Here is a 16,441-nt window from a genome sequence, read left to right as displayed (position 1 = left end):
CATCATAGGTGTCATTCCCCGCGAAGGCGGGGAATCCAGTATTCCAGAGGCAGTCGCTTTATGCGGAGAAGCCGCGGCGTACTGGATGCCCCGCCTTCGCGGGGCATGACAGCTCGGTGGGGCGAGGAGAGTTGCGTAGCGCGCGTGGCGCCATGCGCACTACGCCTTCAGCTCCGCGGTCGCCTGATCGAGCCAGACCTTCGTCGCCTCGTCCAGCGCTGGCCGCACCTCGGCCCGGGCGCGGGCGTGATAGGCATTGAGCCAATCGAGTTCATCGCGGCTCAGCATCGCCGCATCGATCAGCCGGCGGTCGATCGGCGCCAGGGTCAGCGTCTCGAACGCGTTCATCGGCTTCTCGGCGCCCTTGATGTCGGCGGCGACGACCAGCTCGAGGTTCTCGATACGGATGCCGAAACCGTCGGTCTTGTAGTAGCCGGGCTCGTTGGAGAGGATCATGCCGCGCTTCAGCGGCGTGGTGCCGAGCTTCGAGATCCGCGCCGGCCCTTCGTGCACCGAGAGATAGCTGCCGACGCCGTGGCCGGTGCCGTGCTCGAAATCGAGGCCGGCAGCCCAGAGATACTGCCGCGCCAGCGTGTCGAGCTGCGCTCCCGTGGTGCCGTCGGGGAAGATCGCGCGCGCGATCGCGATATGGCCGCGCAGCACGCGGGTGAAGCGGTCGCGCATCTCGTCCGTGGGCTCGCCGACCGCCATGGTGCGCGTGACGTCGGTGGTGCCGTCTTCATATTGCGCGCCGGAATCGATCAGCAGCAGGTCGCCGGGCGCGATCCGCCGGTTGCTCTTGCGGGTGACGCGGTAGTGCACGATGGCGCCGTTCGGGCCGGTGCCGGAGATGGTCGGAAACGACACGTCCTTGAGCGCGCCGGTATCGCGGCGGAACGTTTCCAGCGCCTCCACCGCATCGATCTCGGTCAGCTTGCCGCTTGGCGCCTCGCGATCGATCCATGCGAGAAAGCGCGCCAGCGCCACGGCGTCGCGCACATGGGCCGTCTTGGTGCCCTTGATCTCGGTCGCGTTCTTGACCGCCTTGAGCAGTGCCACCGGATCGCTGCCGCGTACCGGCTTGCCGCCGGCGCCCGCGATCAGCCGGCTCAGCGCGTCGGCCGCGGTGGCATTGTCGAGCGCGATCGCTGCGCCGCTCTTGGCGAGCGCCATCAGTGTCGGCGCCATGGCGTCCGGTTCTCGCACGTCGGCGGACTGCTCGAGATGGTCGCGCGTCAGGTTGGAGAGCTTGCGGTGGTCGATGAAGATGGTCGGCCGTCCCTCCTTCGGCACCAGCGCGTAGGACAGCGGCAGCGGGGTGTGCGCGACGTCGGCGCCGCGGATGTTGAAGGTCCAGGCCACCGCGTGGCTATCGGACAGCACCAGCGCATCGGTTCCGAGCTTGGCGATCTCGCCCCTGATCTGCGTCAGCTTCTCGGCTTCAGTGACGCCGGCATGCTGGAGACCGTGCACGGCGACGGGCGCGAGCGGCGGCTGCGGTCGGTCCTGCCAGATCGCGTCGATCGGATTGCTGTCGACGGCCACCAGCTCGGCGCCGGCCTTGGCGCAGGCTACGGACAGGCGTTCGGCTGCCGCAAAAGTGTGCAGCCACGGATCAAATCCAAGGCGGTCACCGGCTTTCAGATGCGCCGCCACCCAGCTCTCCGGCGGCGGGTCGATCAGCGATTCCACGGCCCAGGCCTTTGCGTCGACCTGCTTGGCGGCCTGAAGCGTGTAGCGGCCGTCGACGAACACCGCAGCTTCCTGGGACAGCACCACCGCCAGTCCCGCCGAGCCCGTAAAGCCGGTCAGCCAGGCCAGCCGCTCTTCCGACGGCGGCACATATTCGTTCTGCTGCTGATCGGCGCGTGGGATCACGAAGCCGGTCAGCTTGCGACGGGCGAGTTCTTCGCGAAGTGCGGCCAGCCGTGCCGTCAATGCGACACCGGCCTCAGGCTCCTCGAATGTCTGGAAGTGTGCTTCGAACATGGTGGATCACTTTAGGATCATGGGGATCGGTCCGCAATCTCGACGCATTTACGTCGCATCTGGCATGGACTGTGCTTGAAATAGGTCCATTCGAATCGAGTGGAGTAAGGATGCGGCAGTTGCGCTTCGTCCGGATAACAGGGAAATTCGAGCAAGTGGTTCATCTCAACGGCGAGGGGACACACGATGCCAGCGTTCACGTTTGAGAAGATTTCGCCGCCAGCGCGCCGCGGCCCGGCTGCAACACCACCGAAGAAGCCGCGCGGTCTCATCAGCCAAATGATCGATCGTTTCGCCGAGCGCCGCGCGAGGCGCACCTTGCAGGAGCAGCGCGCGATGCGCCGCGACGAGAAGCCGGTAGAGTAGCGGTATTGACGATGCCGTAGGCGGGCAAAGGGGCAAAGCGCCGTGCCCACCATCTTTCCTTTGTTGCGGACGAAGGGTGGGCACGCTTCGCTTTGCCCACCCTAAGGCACCTCGTTCATCCGACCTTCCGCAGCAACAAACTGCTCCATCCCTCGATCCGCAGATGCTTCAGGGGCACGAGGCCGCGCGCGCGATAGGCGGCGATCACGGCGGGGGCCTGGGGCGTCAGCAGGCCGGAAAGGATGACGCGGCCGCCGGGCGCAAGGTGCCGCGCCATCGGGCTCGCCAATTGCCGCAAGGGATTGGCAAGGATGTTCGCGAGCACCAGGTCGAACGGGCCCGCGCGCGCAAAATCCGGCGCAGCAAACCCCGTGGCGCGGATCACCCGCACATTGTTGCCGACTTCGTTCAGGGAGGCGTTCTCAGCCGCCACCCGCACCGAGGGCGGATCGATGTCGGAGGCAAGCACGGCGCGATGCAGCGCCTTCGCCGCTGCGATCGCCAGCACGCCGGTCCCCGTGCCGAGGTCGAGCACGTTTTGCGGCCGGGAACTCTTCAGGACATGGTCAAGCAGCAGTAAACAGCCGCGCGTCGTGCCGTGGTGACCGGTGCCGAAGGCGAGCGCCGCCTCGATCTCGATGGCGAGCTTGTTAGGCGCCACACGGTCACGGTCATGGCTGCCGTGCACGACGAAGCGCCCGGCCGGGACCGGCACGAGATCCTCAAGGCTGGCCTTGACCCAGTCCTTGGCCTCGACGGTGTCGAAGGCGAGGGTCGCGGCGATCTCATTTCCTGCTGAAGTTGCAACGAGTTCGCGCAGCCATGCCTGATCCGGCGCCTTGGCGAAATGGAGCGTGACGTCCCATTGTCCGTCCGGCCGCTCGAAGGCGGCGACCGCCGCATCGCCCTCGAAAAACACCTCGGTGAGCACGTCGACGACGCGCCTGGCGTCGGCCTCGCTGCCGATTGAAAAGCTGGCGCGATGGGTGGGCGAAGGCTGCATTCAGGGGTTCCGTTGAGTTCAATTTTGGGAACTTTTGGTGCCAATTTCCCGACAACTTGCGGTTCCCGGGTTAACTCGACCGAAGGTTCCGCCCTATACATTCTCAAGTGTTGGATCCAGCTAGCACAGCTTGGAGTTGAAACGGAGGCGAGTCTTGAAGCACATGGTTCAGAAGTTCTGGTCGGACGAGTCGGGTGCAACCGCGATCGAGTACGGTCTGATTGCCGCGGGTATCGCGCTGGCGATCATCACCGTGGTGAACGGCCTGGGCACCACCATGAATGAGAAGTTCACTTCGATTAGCACCTCCTTGAAGTAATTTCCGCCTGCATTTCCCAGCGGGGGGCTGTTTTTCTTCAGAGGCTGTTCCTGATCACCGCCCGCCAGGGAATTCCCTGGCGGGGCGAGGTCGTTTCTGCAGCATCTGTTCTCTGCGGATCTTCACAGGTTGTCCGCGGGCTTGCCGGGACCCTATCCACCGCTTTTCCCCGCAATTGTCCCTACGATTTTCCACCGGCTTTCCCCAGGATCGGCCCCGACGGTCTTGCCCAGCATCCTCCGCCCGACCACAGACCTTTCGACAGCCTGTCCACAAGCAATCCACAGACCTATCCACGGCTTCTGAACAGCGACCGGTGATCCCGCAGGATCGCCTGCGTCGCGTTGTGCCCGGGGGCGCCGGTGACGCCGCCGCCGGGATGGGCCCCGGAGCCGCAATGGTACAGGCCCTTCAGGGGCCCGCGATAATCGGCATGGCCCAGCATCGGCCGCGCCGAGAACAGCTGGTTCAGCGTCAGCGCGCCGTGGAAGATGTCGCCTCCCAACAGTCCGAACTGCCGTTCGAGATCGAGCGGGGACAGGATCTGGCGGCCGAGCACGCTCGCCGCAAAGCCGGGCGCGTATTTGTCCACCGTCGCGATCATGAGATCGGCGACCTCTTCGCGATGCTCGTCCCACGACGTTCCATCGGGAAGCTCCGGCGCGACATGCTGGCAGAACAGGCTCGCGACATGCTTGCCTGCGGGCGCCAGCGTGTCGTCGAGCGTCGAGGGGATCAGCATCTCGACGACGGGTTCGCGGCTCCAGCCCTGCGCCCGCGCATCGAGCCAGGCGCGGTCCATGTAGCCGAGGCTCGGGGCCAGGATGATGCCGGAAGAGAGATGGTCGCCCTCGCCCGGCAGCGCCGTGAAGGAGGGCAGGCGGTCCAGCGCCACGTTCATGCGGAAGGTGCCGGAGCCGTTCCTCCAGTGCCGGATGCGGGCGAGGAAGTCCGCAGGGAGAGCGTCGGCCGCGACCAGCCGTGTGTAGAGCAGCTTTGGATTGACATTGGCCGCGACATATCTTGCGCGGACGGCCGAGCCGTTCTCCAGCACGACGCCGACGGCGCGGTCGCGCTCGACGATGATCTCACGGACGCCGGCATCCGTTTCGATGACGACGCCGCGGTCGCGTGCCGCGCGCGCCATCGCCTGCGTGATCGCGCCCATGCCGCCGATGGCGTGGCCCCAGACGCCCTTCTTGCCGTTCACCTCGCCGAAGGCGTGATGCAGCATCACATAGGCCGAGCCGGCGGCGTAGGGGCTGGCATAGTTGCCGACGATGGCGTCGAAGCCGAACAGCGCCTTGACCAGATCATGCTCGAAGCGCTCGTCCAGCATCTCGCCGGCCGAGCGGGTGAAGAGATCGAGCAGGCTGCGGCTCTGCTCCAGCGTGAGGCCGCGCAGGATGTTGGCGCTCTGGAGCGCGTTCACGGCCTCGCGGATCGCGTTCGTGCCAAATCCGTCGAGCAGGTTCGGCGGCGCGCGCAGCACGAACTGCCTGAGCACGTCGGCGATGTCTTCCAGCTCGCGCGAGAAGCCGTCGATGGTTTCCGCATCATGCGCGCTGAGCCGGGCGACTGACGCTTTCGTCCGCCCCTCGCCGGTGAGGAGATAGCTGGCATCCAGCGCGGGCAGAAAATTCTGCGCGCGCCGTTCGACGATCCGCAGGCCGTGCTCGGCGAGCTTGAGATCACGGATCACCTGCGGATTGAGCAGGCTCACCGTGTAGGCCGCGACCGAATTGCGGTATCCCGGATGAAACTCCTCCGTGACTGCGGCCCCGCCGACCACCTTGCGGCGCTCGACCACGCGCACCCGCAGGCCCGCCATCGCGAGATAGGCCGCGCAGGTGAGGCCGTTATGGCCAGCGCCGATGATGACGACGTCGGTTTCGGTCATGAAGAATGCAAGAGCCAGTGTACTGTCATTCCGGGGCTCGCGAAGCGAGAACTATGGTGCGCAAGTGCGCACCTGAGCATCTCGAGGTTCCGGGTTCGGTGCTACGCATCGCCCCGGAACGACCCTCTAATAGCAAGCGTCTCTGGCTGCAACATCGCGCCACACTTTATTGCCCGTTGCGGTACGGTGTGCTCCATTGCGCGCGTCCGGCGCCCGCCGGAGTTTTGCCGGAGCATCCATGGATTCCATCGTGCAACCCGCCGCCACGGAGCAGCCTTCGTCGTCGCGCAACCGGCTGCTGCTGGCGGTCTACACGGCTGCGATCTTCGTCAGCGCGCTGTTGCTGTTCTCGGTGCAGCCGCTGTTCACGAAGATGGTGCTGCCGCGGCTCGGCGGCTCGCCGGCGGTGTGGTCGGTGGCCATGGTGTTCTTCCAGTCGCTGCTGCTGGCCGGTTACGCCTACGCGCATCTTTTGATGCAGGTGCGGCGCCGCATCGTTCCCGTCGCGGTGCACATGGCGCTGCTGATTGCCGCCTTCGCCACGCTGCCGCTCGGCATCGCCTCCGCCTATGGCGAGCCGCCCGCTTCGGGCTATGCGTTCTGGCTGCTCGGCCTGTTCGTGGTCTCGATCGGGCTGCCGTTCTTCGCGCTCGCCGCCAACAATCCGCTGCTGCAGGCCTGGTTCGTCCGCACCGGCCATCCCGCCGGGCACGATCCCTATTTCCTCTATGCCTCCTCCAACATCGGCAGCTTCCTCGCATTGTTGTCCTATCCGTTCCTGCTCGAGCCGATGTTCACGCTGCACATGCAGAACCGGTTCTGGACGGGAGGCTATGGCCTGTTGATCGTTCTCATCGGCGCCTGCGGCGTGCTGTTGTTGCGTTCGCCGAAGCCGGCAGTCGTCGACGCGCGAGACGAGCAGGTGAACGCACCGGCGCCGGGGCTGGTCACGCGGCTGCGCTGGATCTTCCTGGCCGCGGTGCCGTCCGGCCTTCTCATCGCGGTGACTGCGCACATCTCCACCGACGTCGCCGCGGCGCCGCTCCTGTGGGTGCTGCCGCTGTCGCTGTACCTGCTCACCTGGGTCGTCGTGTTCCAGTCGCGGCCGCTGTTGCCGCACAAATGGATGCTGATGCTCCAGCCGGTCGCCATCGCCGGCGTCGTCGTGCTGCTGGCCTTCGGCGGCGAGCAGAATCTGCTGCTGACGCTCGGCGGTCATCAATTGTGCTTCTTCGTCATTGCCATGGCCTGCCACGGCGAACTGGCGCGGACGCGGCCGGCCGCCAGATATCTCACCGGCTTCTATGTCGCGCTGTCGTTCGGCGGGATGGTCGGCGGCCTGTTCGCAGGGCTCGTCGCTCCATTCACCTTCTCGTGGATCGCCGAATATCCGATCCTGATCGCGCTTGCCGCACTGTGCCGTCCCTCCGCGAACGAACGCCTCGCCGGCATCGTCAAATGGTACTGGCTGGCGCTCGCCGCGCTCGCGGTGGCGCTCGTCGCACCATCGTATACGACCGGCGACCTCTCGACCTGGTTCGAGGATCACCGCGTCTGGGTCGCCGGCGCCGTCGGCGTGCTCGCCGCGCTGCTCGCGCTGATCCTCAATGCCGGCCCCTGGAAGATCTTTGCCACCGTCGCGCTCGCGCTGGTGTTGATCCGTGTTTATCCTGCGGACGAGGGCCGCGTCACGACGGTGCGCAGCTTCTTCGGCGTGCACAAGATCGTGGTGACGCCGGGCGGCTATTTCCACGTGCTGATGCACGGCACCACCATTCACGGCGCCGAGCGCTTCCGCAACGATGACGGCACGCCGGTCATCGGCCGGCCCGAGCCGATCACCTATTATCACAAGGACGGCGGCATCGGTCAGGCCGTCAGTGCCATTCGCGAGCGCAAGGGCGCGCCGCTCAAGGTCGCCGCGATCGGCGTCGGCTCCGGCACGCTCGCCTGCGCCGCCGAGCCGGGGGAGAACTGGACCTTCTTCGAGATCGACCAGTCCATGGTCGACGCGGCGCGTGACCCCAGGAATTTCCGCTACATATCGAGCTGCATGCCGGACATGAAGCCCGTCATCGGCGATGCGCGCCTCACCTTCGCGAAGGAGCCCGACGGCGCCTATGATCTCATCATCGTCGATGCCTATTCGTCCGATGCGATCCCGATCCACCTTGCGACCGAAGAGGCGATGAAGATCTACAAGGACAAGCTCGCGCCGCACGGCGCGGTCGTGATGCACGTCTCCAACCGGCATCTGGATCTCGAGACCGTCGTGGTCGGCATTGCGGACGCCAACGATCTCACGAGCTGGGTCTTCAACGAGGATTCCGGGCGCGATTCCGACTACATCTTCTCGACCGACGTCGTCATCTCCGCGCGCGAGGAGGCCGACATCGGCAGGCTCGCATCCTCCAAGCAATGGGTACAGACCGAAGCCGATGACAGGGTGCGGGTCTGGACCGACGACTATTCGAATATCCTGGGCGCGCTGTATCGGCGTTTGCGGGACGGGGAGTAGGGAAGCTCCGTCGCCCGGACGAATCCCGTGCCCCGGACGCTGCGCGGCACGAAGTGATGCACCGCGTCCGGGACACGAGATCGGAGTTATGGCGCTACCGGCGTCCCTGCCGGGAGCGCGATTCCCTTCCCGCCGGCGATCTGCCGCAGCAGGTCCGGCCTGTCCGAGATGATCCCATCGACGCCGAGCTCGATCATGCGCGCCATGTCTTCGGGCTTGTTGACCGTCCAGACCACGACACGCAGTCCGAGTTCATGGGCCTCGGTGACCAGTGGCGCGGTCACATCGCCGAAGTAAGGCGACCAGATCGCGCCGCCCGCAGCCTTGATCGTCCGTGGCAGCGAGCCGCCGTGGTCGGCCGGGCTGAAGCCCGCCGTCCAGTTGGTCGCCTTGTCGCGTGCCACCGTCGGGCTCGAGCCGCGCTGGAGCGTCAGGTACACGGTCGAAATCTTAGGCGCCTGCTGCTGGACGAGAAACAGGGTTCGCCAGTCGAACGACTGGATCGTGACGCGGTCGGAGAGTCCTTCGGTCTCGATCACCCCGAGCAGCTTCGCGACGAAGGCCTGCGGATCAGGCGCTTCATCCGGATGGTTCGGATCGATCTTGGTCTCGATGTTGAAGCCGACGCGCGCGTTGCCGGACTTGCGCACCAGTGCGAACAGCTCGCGCAAGGTGGGAATGCGCGTCCCCGGCACGGCACGCTGGTCGGGGAATTGTTTCGCGTAGGCACTGTCCGGTCGGATCTGGCCGACGTCATAGGTCCTGACCTCGTCGAGCCGCAGCTTCACGAAAGGCGTGCCGGGCGGGGTGATGTAGGCCCCATCGGGGCCGCGTGCGAGATCGGGGTTGAGCCCGCGCTCATGCGACAGGATGACCTCGCCGTCGGCGGTGACACCGACGTCGAGCTCCAGCGTGTCCACGCCCATCGACAGCGCATTGGCGAAGGCGGGCAGGGTGTTTTCCGGCAGCAGCGCCCGCCCGCCGCGATGCGCCTCGAGATCGAAGGCCAAATCCGATCCCATGGCCCGTCCCGCCATCAGAACGCAGAACACGATCAGAACGGTCGTGGCACGTGGCTTCATGGTGCCTCGGCCGGCGAGGGCGGTTGATGGCGGTCGCGTCAGTTCTGATAGTAATAGCCGCGCGGCTGATAATACTGCCGGGGCTGCGGCTGATAGTAGCCTTGCTGGCCGTAGCCCTGGTCGTAATAGGTCCGCGGCTGCTGCTGCTGATAGACCTGCGTGTCGTAGAGCGGGCGGGTGGCCGAGCGCGGCGCCGGATAGCGCGCGCCGGTGTCGCTGCCGTCGGCCGGATAGATGTAGTTGTCGTCCTGCGGCATGTAGCGGCGCGCGGGCTGCGCCGGCGGCGCCAGGTTCACGGGATCACCGGCGGTCGCGTATTGCTCTTCAGCCGGCTGCGGTGCGCGGGCCACCGCATTGGCGTTGCGGCCGCGCGGATTGCGAGCCAGCGCCACTTGCGCCGAGCCGGTCAGCGTCACCGTGGTGTTGAGCACGCCCTGCTGCTGAACCAGCGCATAGAGCGTCGAGGCATTCTGGCGCGACAGCCGCACGCAGCCATGGGAGGCGGGAGAGCCGAGCCGGCCGACCGAGTCCGTGCCGTGGATGGCGTGCCCGACCTTGGTGAAGAAGATCGCGTGCGGCATCGGCGCGTCGTCGAATTCCTTGGAGTAGTGATCCTCTTCCATGCGGAAGGCGCGGAACGCGCCGTTCGGCGTCTCGCGCGAGGGGATGCCGGTCGACACCGGCCAGTGATAGCGCGCGACGCCGTCGACGGCGACAGTCATCTGCTGATTGTCCTTGTCGACGGTGATCTCGACCTTGGCCTGCGCGGCACCCGCGCTCAAGAGCAGCGATGAGGTGAAAGCAATGAAAAACGAACGCATCTGGAAACGCATATCAATCTCGGCCTCCGGCCTGTTCACGCTAGTCGCCGCGGCTCTCCGTCCCCGGCGTGCAATATGCCTGCAATCCGGCTTTCGTTCCAGCGAGCTGCCGGCCCATCGTTAACGCGATGCCTGATGTAAGCAAGGCCGCTCTGCGCCGCGCCACGCGCGGCAGCGCTGACATTTTCGCGAGCGGAGGCGCGTTCACAACGTCGACAATTCGTCACAAAGACGCAACCATTCCGCCGCGCGGCGCGTTGGTGATGTCCTGTCTCGACAGGCGGCACGTCCGCCGCCGTTTACCTCTTTACCTTCCCCTGGGGACCGAAAATGAACAAAGCCCGTCTCGCCGCCGCGCCATTGCCGGCCAGTCTGCCCGTCCGCCTGCTGTTCGCCGCCGCCGCCATCCTGCTGGCGTTGTTGTCGCTGCCGCAAGTCAGTCATGCCCAGGGCATCGTGCGCGGCGCGCAGGAGGGGTCTTATGAAGGTAACCGCATCGGCGGGCCGGTGGGCGGCGCCGTCGGCGGCGTCGTCGGCGCCGGCGTTGGTGGGGCCGTCGGTGCAGTCGAGGGCGTGCTCGGCATTCCCCACCGCCACTACCGTCACCGCTGTCGCGGATATTACGACCGCCATCACCGCTTCCATTGCTATCGGTAAGTCGACCGTAGTCATTCCGGGGCGCCCGAAGGGCGAGCCCGGAATCCATTCGTCCACCAACTCTGCCGCACGATGGATTCCGGGCGCGCGCTGCGCGCGCCCCGGAATGACGACGGCAATCAGTTCTTCAGCCGGTATCCCGTCCGAAAAATCCACCAGATCACGACCAGGCAGATCACGAGGAACGCCAGCGTCATGCCGATGCTGACGGACATGCTGACGTCCGCGATCTCGTAGAAGCTCCAGCGGAAGCCGGAGATCAGATAGACCACCGGGTTGAGCAGCGCGACCGTGCGCCAGGTGGGCGGCAGCATGTCGATGGAATAGAAGCTGCCGCCGAGGAAGGTCAGCGGCGTCACCACCAGCATCGGGATCATCTGCAGCTTTTCGAAGCCGTCGGCCCAGATGCCGATGATGAACCCGAACAGGCTGAACGTCACCGCCGTCAGCACCAGGAAGGCCAGCATCCAGACCGGATGCTGGATGTGCAGCGGCACGAACAGGCCGGCGGTCGCCAGGATGATGAGGCCCAGAATGATCGACTTGGTCGCGGCGGCGCCGACATAGCCGAGCACGATCTCGAAATAGGAGATCGGCGCCGACAGGATCTCGTAGATCGTGCCGGTGAATTTCGGGAAGTAGATGCCGAAGGAGGCGTTGGCGATGCTCTGGGTCAGCACCGAGAGCATGATCAGGCCCGGCACGATGAAGGTGCCGTAGCTGACGCCCTCGACCTGGCTGATGCGCGAGCCGATCGCGGCGCCGAACACCACGAAATAGAGCGAAGTCGAGACCACAGGCGAGACGATGCTTTGCAGCAGCGTGCGCCAGGTGCGCGCCATTTCGAACAGGTAGATGGCGCGGATGGCGCGGTGATTCATGACGTCCTCACGAGATCGACGAAGATGTCCTCGAGCGACGATTGCGTCGTGTCGAGGTCGTTGAAGCGGATGCCGGCGGTGCGCAGGTCGCCGAGCAGGCTGGTGATGCCCGTGCGCTCGCCCTGGGTGTCGTAGTCGTAGACCAGCGTCGCGCCGTTATCGCAGAGCTCGAGCTCGTAATGGCGAAGGCTCTCCGGCAGCGAGGCGATCTTGCCCTGCAGATGCAGCGTCAGCCGCTTCTTGCCGAGCTTCTGCATCAAGGTCGTCTTGTCCTCGACCAGCACGATCTCGCCCTTGTTGATGACGCCGATGCGGTCGGCCATCTCCTCGGCCTCCTCGATGTAGTGCGTGGTGAGGATGATGGTGACGCCGGACTGCTGAAGCCCGCGCACCACCTCCCACATGCCCTTGCGCAGCTCGACATCGACGCCGGCGGTGGGCTCGTCCAGGAACAGGATCTGCGGCTCGTGCGACAGCGCTTTGGCGATCATCACGCGACGCTTCATGCCGCCGGAGAGCGTGATGATCTTGCTGTCCTTCTTGTCCCACAGCGAGAGGTCCTTCAGCACCTTCTCGATATGTTCGGGGTTCTTCGGCTTGCCGAACAGGCCGCGCGAGAAGCTCACGGTCGCCCACACGCTCTCGAAGGCGTCGGTGTGCAATTCCTGCGGCACGAGGCCGATCAGCGAGCGCGCCTTGCGGTAGGAGGTCTGGATGTCCTCGCCGCCGACCAAAACCTTGCCTTCGCTCGGGTTGGCGATGCCGCAGATGATCGAGATCAGCGTGGTCTTGCCGGCTCCGTTGGGACCGAGCAGCGCAAAAATCTCGCCGCGCTTGATGTCGAGATTGACGTTCTTGAGCGCCTTGAAGCCGGACCCATAGGTCTTCGACAGATTGGCGACGGAAATGATGGAAGACATGATGGCCGGCGGGCTGGGGAGGGAAAGGGGAACGCCGGACCCACTCGGAAAGGCGGGTCGGCGGAGCCCTGAAATAGGAACGCTGTTGTTGGCCCGCAATTCCCCGGAGGAAAATGGTCTCAAAACAGGCTATTCAGTGGTATGTTCCGGGCAAGTGTTGCGCGATGGTCACGGCTTGCTGCGAAGATTGTCGCTCACGCGGCTCTTTGTTGCGTCTGGGAGCGCGCCGTGGCTACGATTCCGGCCAATCGCTAAGCGTATTGTCTCCAGGGAAAAAATCGATGAGACCGAACGGCCGTCACACCGCCGGCGCCAGCCAATTGTCCACCCTCCGTGTGTGGGCGATGGGCCTGCTCCTGCTGTCAGCTGTTGCCATCAGCCCGACCACCGCCAAGGCCGCGCCGAGCCAGGCCGCTGTGGCAACCACGCATGTCTACCTGCTCCGTGGCGTGCTCAACATCTTCTCGCTCGGGCTCGACACGATCGGCGCCCGGCTCCAGGCGCAGGGCGTCCCGGTGACCGTCGCCAACTTCGTGTCCTGGTCCTCGCTCGCCGATGAAGCGGCGGCCGCCTACAGGGCCGGCCGGCTCAAGACCATCGTCCTGGTCGGCCATTCCTCCGGCGCGACGGCGCTGCCGGACATGATCGCCAAGCTCAATCAGTTCGGCGTGCCCGTGAAGCTCGCGATCGGCCTCGATTCGGTGTTCAAGACCAAGCTCTCGACCGGCGCGGAGCGTTACATCAACATCTATATCGGCGATGGTCCCGGCGAGCCGGTGCGGGCCGCAGCGGGTTTTCGCGGCAAGCTCGACAATGTCGACGTGCGCGGCTCCGGCGTCGGCCACATCTCGATCGACAAGAACGAGGCGATCCAGCGTCGCGTCATTGCCGAGATCGATGCCGCCATCATGCGCTCGCGCGCACCGGCGGCGCCGGTCGCCGAACCCCGCACGCCGCGACAGGCACGCTCGGCGGCGGCAACCGCTCCCGCGAGGAACTGAGCTTCTTTGCGCGACGGGCTCGTCGCGCAGCCATCCTTCGGCGATCGCTGGAACAGCGCGGTCGGGATCAACGGATCGTTCTTGCCCAGACCGCCAGGAACGGCGGCTTGTGCTTGCGGAAATAGTCCCGGAAGGCGGGATAGAGCGCCTTGTGGCAAGTGGACGCCCTATCGCTTCCTGACCAGCGTGAGGGGACGGCTGGCCCTTTGATCGCGGGGCTTGCTCGCGGCGTTCTCGGCTTCGGGCGGGCTCAGGAAGCGGATGAGCATCGTCTTCAGATGCGCAGTGCTCTGCTTGATATCCAGCTTCGGATTGCGGATCGGCATTGCGCGAGATCCGTCGATGATCGCGATCAGGATGTTTGCCGTCGCCTCCGGGTCCAGTCCCGGATCCACCCGTCCCTGGCTTTGCGCCTGGCGCAGGAAGTCGGCCCACATGCGGCGAACCGCTTCGGTGTGCCGTTCGATGATCTTGGCGAATTCCGGATTGCGGGCGGCCTCCGCGAGGCCGTCCAGATTGAGGATCTGGGCAGGACGAAACCGCAAGCTGGTTTCCTCGATGTCGGCGAGCAGCGCCTCGATCACGTTCGTGGCCGAGAGAATCTTTTCGAAACGCTCCGCCGAACGAGCCAGACCCAAATCGATCATCGCCTCGATGATCGCGATCTTGCTCGGAAAGTAGTGATAGAGGTGCCCCGGACTGATCCCCGCCTCGGTGCAGATGTCGGTCGTGCTGGCGCCGCGGAAGCCGTCCCTGGTGAAGCAGCGGATCGCCGCGCCGAGGATCTCCCCGCGCTTCCGCTCATGCTTGACGGGGTCCACCTTCCTCAAGACGCGTTCTCCTTTCCGTGAGGGCCGATTTAGCACGCCGGTCCGTCACGAGAAAATCAAAATTAGAGAGTTCCATCTATTTATGTTGACGAGCGACAACCGGCGTGAGAATGATTTATAGAGTAATCTCTCTAGTAAAGAGTCCAGGCTTGAGCGGGACCATGCGCATTCGCTGCTGCCTCCGATGGACAGCATCCCCATGCGGTTCGGAGGTGCTCCCAAATATGTCGCGTGCGAGGCGTTCGGGCGGTTTCCCGGCTTCGCGGGGCAGGGGCTCGGCCTGCCACCGGCCTGGACGGATTCCGGCGCCAAAGAGAGTCCGGCCGGGAATCCGGCCCCGGCAACCCAGGTGAATTCAGAGCAGATGCTCACGCAATGATCCGGATGCGTTGTCCGACTTCAACAACATTCGTGGCTGACCAGAGTAGATGACATGACCCAAGCAACGATCCGTCCCCTGCGCCAAGGTGCAGCGCGCGCCGATGCGCGTGTGTGCGCGAGAAGCGCGCCCCTGTTCACGGCCGATGAGGTGTGGAGCCGAACGAACGCGGATCGGCGCTCGGCCGGCGAGACGGACGACCAGGATTCGATCCTGGAACCCGGCTTCTGGATGGCGACAGTGGTCGCGTTCCTGCCCACGGTCGCGGGATGTTTCTATCTCTTTCTGAGCCAAGGATGAGGCCCAAGGATGAGGCGCGTATCGAGCGCGGCGGCCTTGTCCGCGGTCTTGACGCTGTTGCTGGCGGGCTGCGGGTCGAGCGCAAATCTGCCTCCGGCGTATCATCCTCCGCAGCCGCCCAGCGCCAAGGCGGTGAAAGAGGGCGTCACGAAAGCGGCTGCCGAAGCCAAGCTGACCGGGGGACTGGAGACATCCGCCGTCCGCCATTCCGACCACGGGCCGGGATCGTATTTCGTCTGCTTGAGGCAGAGTGGCCCATCAGCCAGCAACCGCCCCGCCTATTCGGTCTTTTTCGACGATGACACCTACAAGGGTGTCCAGAGTTCGGTGATTCTCGAGGCCTGCGAAGCCGAGCCATGGACACCGTTCAATTAAATGGATTCCCTCCAATTGATGCCACGATGCCGCGGCGGGTGTCACGGTCCCGGTTCCGTGCCCCAAATTCCACCCAATCGGCGGTCACTAAGCGCGGCGGGGGAAGCCTCTGCCTCCTGTAGTGGGACTGCTGGACTGATGCTTGATCCAAGGCGAATTGTCGTGCTGGCAGCGGTTGCGCTGCTCGCCTTCGGCACCGGCACGGCCGCTGCCACACCAGCCAAGTCCAAGACCACCGCGGCCGCCCCCGCCGCGGCGCCGCCGCCTGCGCTGTTCGAGCCATTGCCGCCGCCAAAAATCTACCTGTTCCGCGGCGCCATGGGTCCGATCTTCTCGACCGGAATGGATCGGCTCGAAGAGAAGCTAACCAGGGCCGGCTTCTCGGCCAACGTCTACGAATTCACCATCTGCCGGTGGATCGGCGATCGCGCCATCTCCAGCTACAAGGAATCGCCGGCGCCGATCGTGCTGATCGGCCACTCCATGGGCGGCCTGTGCTCGATCGTCATCTCCGAGATGGCGGCCAAGGAGAACATCCCGATCAGCCTCGTCATCGCCATCGATCCGGCGCATGCGACCGGCGACGTGCCGCTCAACGTCGAGCGGTTCATCAACATCTTCCTCTCCGACAGCGTGCTCGGCGGCGGCGACGTCGTGGCCGTGCCCGGCTTTCGCGGCCATTATGCGAGCTACGACCTGAAGGAAAACTCGCGCGTCAGCCACATCAACATCGAGAAGTCCGACGACATCCACCGCCAGATCGTCGAGATGGTGACGCAGCTCCCGCGCATCCCGCCGCAAGCCCAGGCCGATGCCGTACCGTTGCGCTATCTGGTGCCGGCGGACACGCTGGTCGAATTGTGGGACAGCGGCGTGCGGGTGCCGGTGCGCCGCGGCGACACCATGGAGAGCATCGCCGCAGCCAATCGCGTGCCGCTGTGGACGCTCGCGCAGAGCAATTCATTGCCGGAGAACGCGCAGCTCACCCCGGGGCAGACCATCATCGTCCCGCGTCACCTGACGCCGCCGGAGCCTGCGGCCGCGATGGCACTGCCACCGCCGGCGGCGGGTGGACGAAAATAGAAGGTCCCATCGCTGAG

The 16,441-nt window shown here is 65.3% G+C and carries 16 protein-coding genes; 8 read left to right on the top strand and 8 right to left on the bottom strand.

The window, feature by feature from the left end; all coding sequences use genetic code 11:
- Positions 1 to 159 precede the first annotated feature (159 nt).
- Positions 160 to 1,989: an aminopeptidase P family protein gene (locus tag ABIA42_RS23510; protein ID WP_370120734.1), complete on the bottom strand. Its 1,830-nt coding sequence runs from the start codon at positions 1,987 to 1,989 to the stop codon at positions 160 to 162.
- A 186-nt stretch (positions 1,990 to 2,175) separates the two neighbouring features.
- Between ABIA42_RS23510 and ABIA42_RS23505 the strand changes: the two genes are divergently transcribed.
- Positions 2,176 to 2,355 (top strand): hypothetical protein, encoded by a 180-nt coding sequence (locus tag ABIA42_RS23505; protein WP_271530880.1) that lies wholly within the window; start codon positions 2,176 to 2,178, stop codon positions 2,353 to 2,355.
- Positions 2,356 to 2,470: 115 nt separating this feature from the next.
- On the opposite strand, the gene ABIA42_RS23500 is transcribed toward ABIA42_RS23505, so the two are convergent.
- Positions 2,471 to 3,358 carry a 50S ribosomal protein L11 methyltransferase gene (locus ABIA42_RS23500; RefSeq protein ID WP_370120737.1) on the bottom strand — a complete coding sequence of 296 codons (888 nt, stop codon included), beginning with the start codon at positions 3,356 to 3,358 and terminating at the stop codon, positions 2,471 to 2,473.
- 163 nt (positions 3,359 to 3,521) lie between these two features.
- Here ABIA42_RS23500 and ABIA42_RS23495 point away from each other — a divergent pair, with 163 nt between their 5' ends.
- Complete coding sequence (locus ABIA42_RS23495; RefSeq protein WP_124160098.1) at positions 3,522 to 3,677, top strand: Flp family type IVb pilin; 156 nt, start codon at positions 3,522 to 3,524, stop codon at positions 3,675 to 3,677.
- A 289-nt stretch (positions 3,678 to 3,966) separates the two neighbouring features.
- Here ABIA42_RS23495 and ABIA42_RS23490 read toward each other — a convergent pair whose 3' ends face one another.
- Positions 3,967 to 5,577, bottom strand: coding sequence for a phytoene desaturase family protein (locus ABIA42_RS23490; RefSeq protein WP_370120740.1), 1,611 nt, complete (start codon positions 5,575 to 5,577; stop codon positions 3,967 to 3,969).
- A 238-nt stretch (positions 5,578 to 5,815) separates the two neighbouring features.
- On the opposite strand from ABIA42_RS23490, the gene ABIA42_RS23485 reads away from it, so the two are divergent.
- Positions 5,816 to 8,095, top strand: coding sequence for a fused MFS/spermidine synthase (locus tag ABIA42_RS23485; protein ID WP_370120743.1), 2,280 nt, complete (start codon positions 5,816 to 5,818; stop codon positions 8,093 to 8,095).
- 86 nt (positions 8,096 to 8,181) lie between these two features.
- Here the strand turns inward: ABIA42_RS23485 and ABIA42_RS23480 are convergent, their stop codons facing one another.
- On the bottom strand, positions 8,182 to 9,177 hold the full coding sequence (locus ABIA42_RS23480; RefSeq protein WP_370120746.1) for a glycerophosphodiester phosphodiesterase: 996 nt from the start codon (positions 9,175 to 9,177) through the stop codon (positions 8,182 to 8,184).
- 38 nt (positions 9,178 to 9,215) lie between these two features.
- Positions 9,216 to 9,998 (bottom strand): L,D-transpeptidase, encoded by a 783-nt coding sequence (locus ABIA42_RS23475; protein WP_035675393.1) that lies wholly within the window; start codon positions 9,996 to 9,998, stop codon positions 9,216 to 9,218.
- A gap of 330 nt (positions 9,999 to 10,328) precedes the next feature.
- On the opposite strand from ABIA42_RS23475, the gene ABIA42_RS23470 reads away from it, so the two are divergent.
- A complete protein-coding gene (locus tag ABIA42_RS23470; protein ID WP_370120749.1) occupies positions 10,329 to 10,655 on the top strand; it encodes a hypothetical protein in 327 nt (108 codons plus the stop codon).
- Positions 10,656 to 10,774: 119 nt separating this feature from the next.
- Here ABIA42_RS23470 and ABIA42_RS23465 read toward each other — a convergent pair whose 3' ends face one another.
- The gene (locus tag ABIA42_RS23465) at positions 10,775 to 11,536 is read right to left on the bottom strand and encodes an ABC transporter permease (protein ID WP_028178298.1); all 762 of its coding nucleotides are present in this window, start codon (positions 11,534 to 11,536) and stop codon (positions 10,775 to 10,777) included.
- Complete coding sequence (locus ABIA42_RS23460; protein WP_271530874.1) at positions 11,533 to 12,456, bottom strand: ABC transporter ATP-binding protein; 924 nt, start codon at positions 12,454 to 12,456, stop codon at positions 11,533 to 11,535. Before ABIA42_RS23460 ends, ABIA42_RS23465 begins: the two co-directional genes overlap by 4 nt.
- A gap of 281 nt (positions 12,457 to 12,737) precedes the next feature.
- Here ABIA42_RS23460 and ABIA42_RS23455 point away from each other — a divergent pair, with 281 nt between their 5' ends.
- The gene (locus ABIA42_RS23455; protein WP_271530873.1) at positions 12,738 to 13,457 is read left to right on the top strand and encodes a hypothetical protein; all 720 of its coding nucleotides are present in this window, start codon (positions 12,738 to 12,740) and stop codon (positions 13,455 to 13,457) included.
- A gap of 167 nt (positions 13,458 to 13,624) precedes the next feature.
- Here the strand turns inward: ABIA42_RS23455 and ABIA42_RS23450 are convergent, their stop codons facing one another.
- Positions 13,625 to 14,287 (bottom strand): TetR/AcrR family transcriptional regulator, encoded by a 663-nt coding sequence (locus tag ABIA42_RS23450; protein WP_271530872.1) that lies wholly within the window; start codon positions 14,285 to 14,287, stop codon positions 13,625 to 13,627.
- A 433-nt stretch (positions 14,288 to 14,720) separates the two neighbouring features.
- Here ABIA42_RS23450 and ABIA42_RS23445 point away from each other — a divergent pair, with 433 nt between their 5' ends.
- The 3 genes from ABIA42_RS23445 to ABIA42_RS23435 all read left to right on the top strand — a co-directional run bounded on the left by ABIA42_RS23445 (position 14,721) and on the right by ABIA42_RS23435 (position 16,424).
- Complete coding sequence (locus tag ABIA42_RS23445; RefSeq protein WP_271530871.1) at positions 14,721 to 14,966, top strand: hypothetical protein; 246 nt, start codon at positions 14,721 to 14,723, stop codon at positions 14,964 to 14,966.
- 48 nt (positions 14,967 to 15,014) lie between these two features.
- Complete coding sequence (locus ABIA42_RS23440) at positions 15,015 to 15,341, top strand: hypothetical protein (RefSeq protein ID WP_370120754.1); 327 nt, start codon at positions 15,015 to 15,017, stop codon at positions 15,339 to 15,341.
- A 138-nt stretch (positions 15,342 to 15,479) separates the two neighbouring features.
- Positions 15,480 to 16,424, top strand: coding sequence for a LysM peptidoglycan-binding domain-containing protein (locus ABIA42_RS23435; RefSeq protein WP_271530869.1), 945 nt, complete (start codon positions 15,480 to 15,482; stop codon positions 16,422 to 16,424).
- Positions 16,425 to 16,441: the final 17 nt, after the last annotated feature.

Origin of the sequence: Bradyrhizobium sp. USDA 327, assembly GCF_041262065.1 — a bacterium.
Lineage (GTDB): Bacteria > Pseudomonadota > Alphaproteobacteria > Rhizobiales > Xanthobacteraceae > Bradyrhizobium > Bradyrhizobium liaoningense.
The sequence above is the reverse complement of the archived record's forward strand: the minus strand, read 5'-3'. Positions and strand labels throughout refer to the sequence as shown.

Bases quoted from the DNA above. Each gene is read 5' to 3' on its own strand.
- ABIA42_RS23510 (WP_370120734.1), bottom strand. From the start codon at position 1,989: ATGTTCGAAGCACACTTCCAGACATTCGAGGAGCCTGAGGCCGGTGTC.
- ABIA42_RS23505 (WP_271530880.1), top strand. From the start codon at position 2,176: ATGCCAGCGTTCACGTTTGAGAAGATTTCGCCGCCAGCGCGCCGCGGC.
- ABIA42_RS23500 (WP_370120737.1), bottom strand. From the start codon at position 3,358: ATGCAGCCTTCGCCCACCCATCGCGCCAGCTTTTCAATCGGCAGCGAG.
- ABIA42_RS23495 (WP_124160098.1), top strand. From the start codon at position 3,522: ATGGTTCAGAAGTTCTGGTCGGACGAGTCGGGTGCAACCGCGATCGAG.
- ABIA42_RS23490 (WP_370120740.1), bottom strand. From the start codon at position 5,577: ATGACCGAAACCGACGTCGTCATCATCGGCGCTGGCCATAACGGCCTC.
- ABIA42_RS23485 (WP_370120743.1), top strand. From the start codon at position 5,816: ATGGATTCCATCGTGCAACCCGCCGCCACGGAGCAGCCTTCGTCGTCG.
- ABIA42_RS23480 (WP_370120746.1), bottom strand. From the start codon at position 9,177: ATGAAGCCACGTGCCACGACCGTTCTGATCGTGTTCTGCGTTCTGATG.
- ABIA42_RS23475 (WP_035675393.1), bottom strand. From the start codon at position 9,998: ATGCGTTCGTTTTTCATTGCTTTCACCTCATCGCTGCTCTTGAGCGCG.
- ABIA42_RS23470 (WP_370120749.1), top strand. From the start codon at position 10,329: ATGAACAAAGCCCGTCTCGCCGCCGCGCCATTGCCGGCCAGTCTGCCC.
- ABIA42_RS23465 (WP_028178298.1), bottom strand. From the start codon at position 11,536: ATGAATCACCGCGCCATCCGCGCCATCTACCTGTTCGAAATGGCGCGC.
- ABIA42_RS23460 (WP_271530874.1), bottom strand. From the start codon at position 12,456: ATGTCTTCCATCATTTCCGTCGCCAATCTGTCGAAGACCTATGGGTCC.
- ABIA42_RS23455 (WP_271530873.1), top strand. From the start codon at position 12,738: ATGAGACCGAACGGCCGTCACACCGCCGGCGCCAGCCAATTGTCCACC.
- ABIA42_RS23445 (WP_271530871.1), top strand. From the start codon at position 14,721: ATGACCCAAGCAACGATCCGTCCCCTGCGCCAAGGTGCAGCGCGCGCC.
- ABIA42_RS23435 (WP_271530869.1), top strand. From the start codon at position 15,480: ATGCTTGATCCAAGGCGAATTGTCGTGCTGGCAGCGGTTGCGCTGCTC.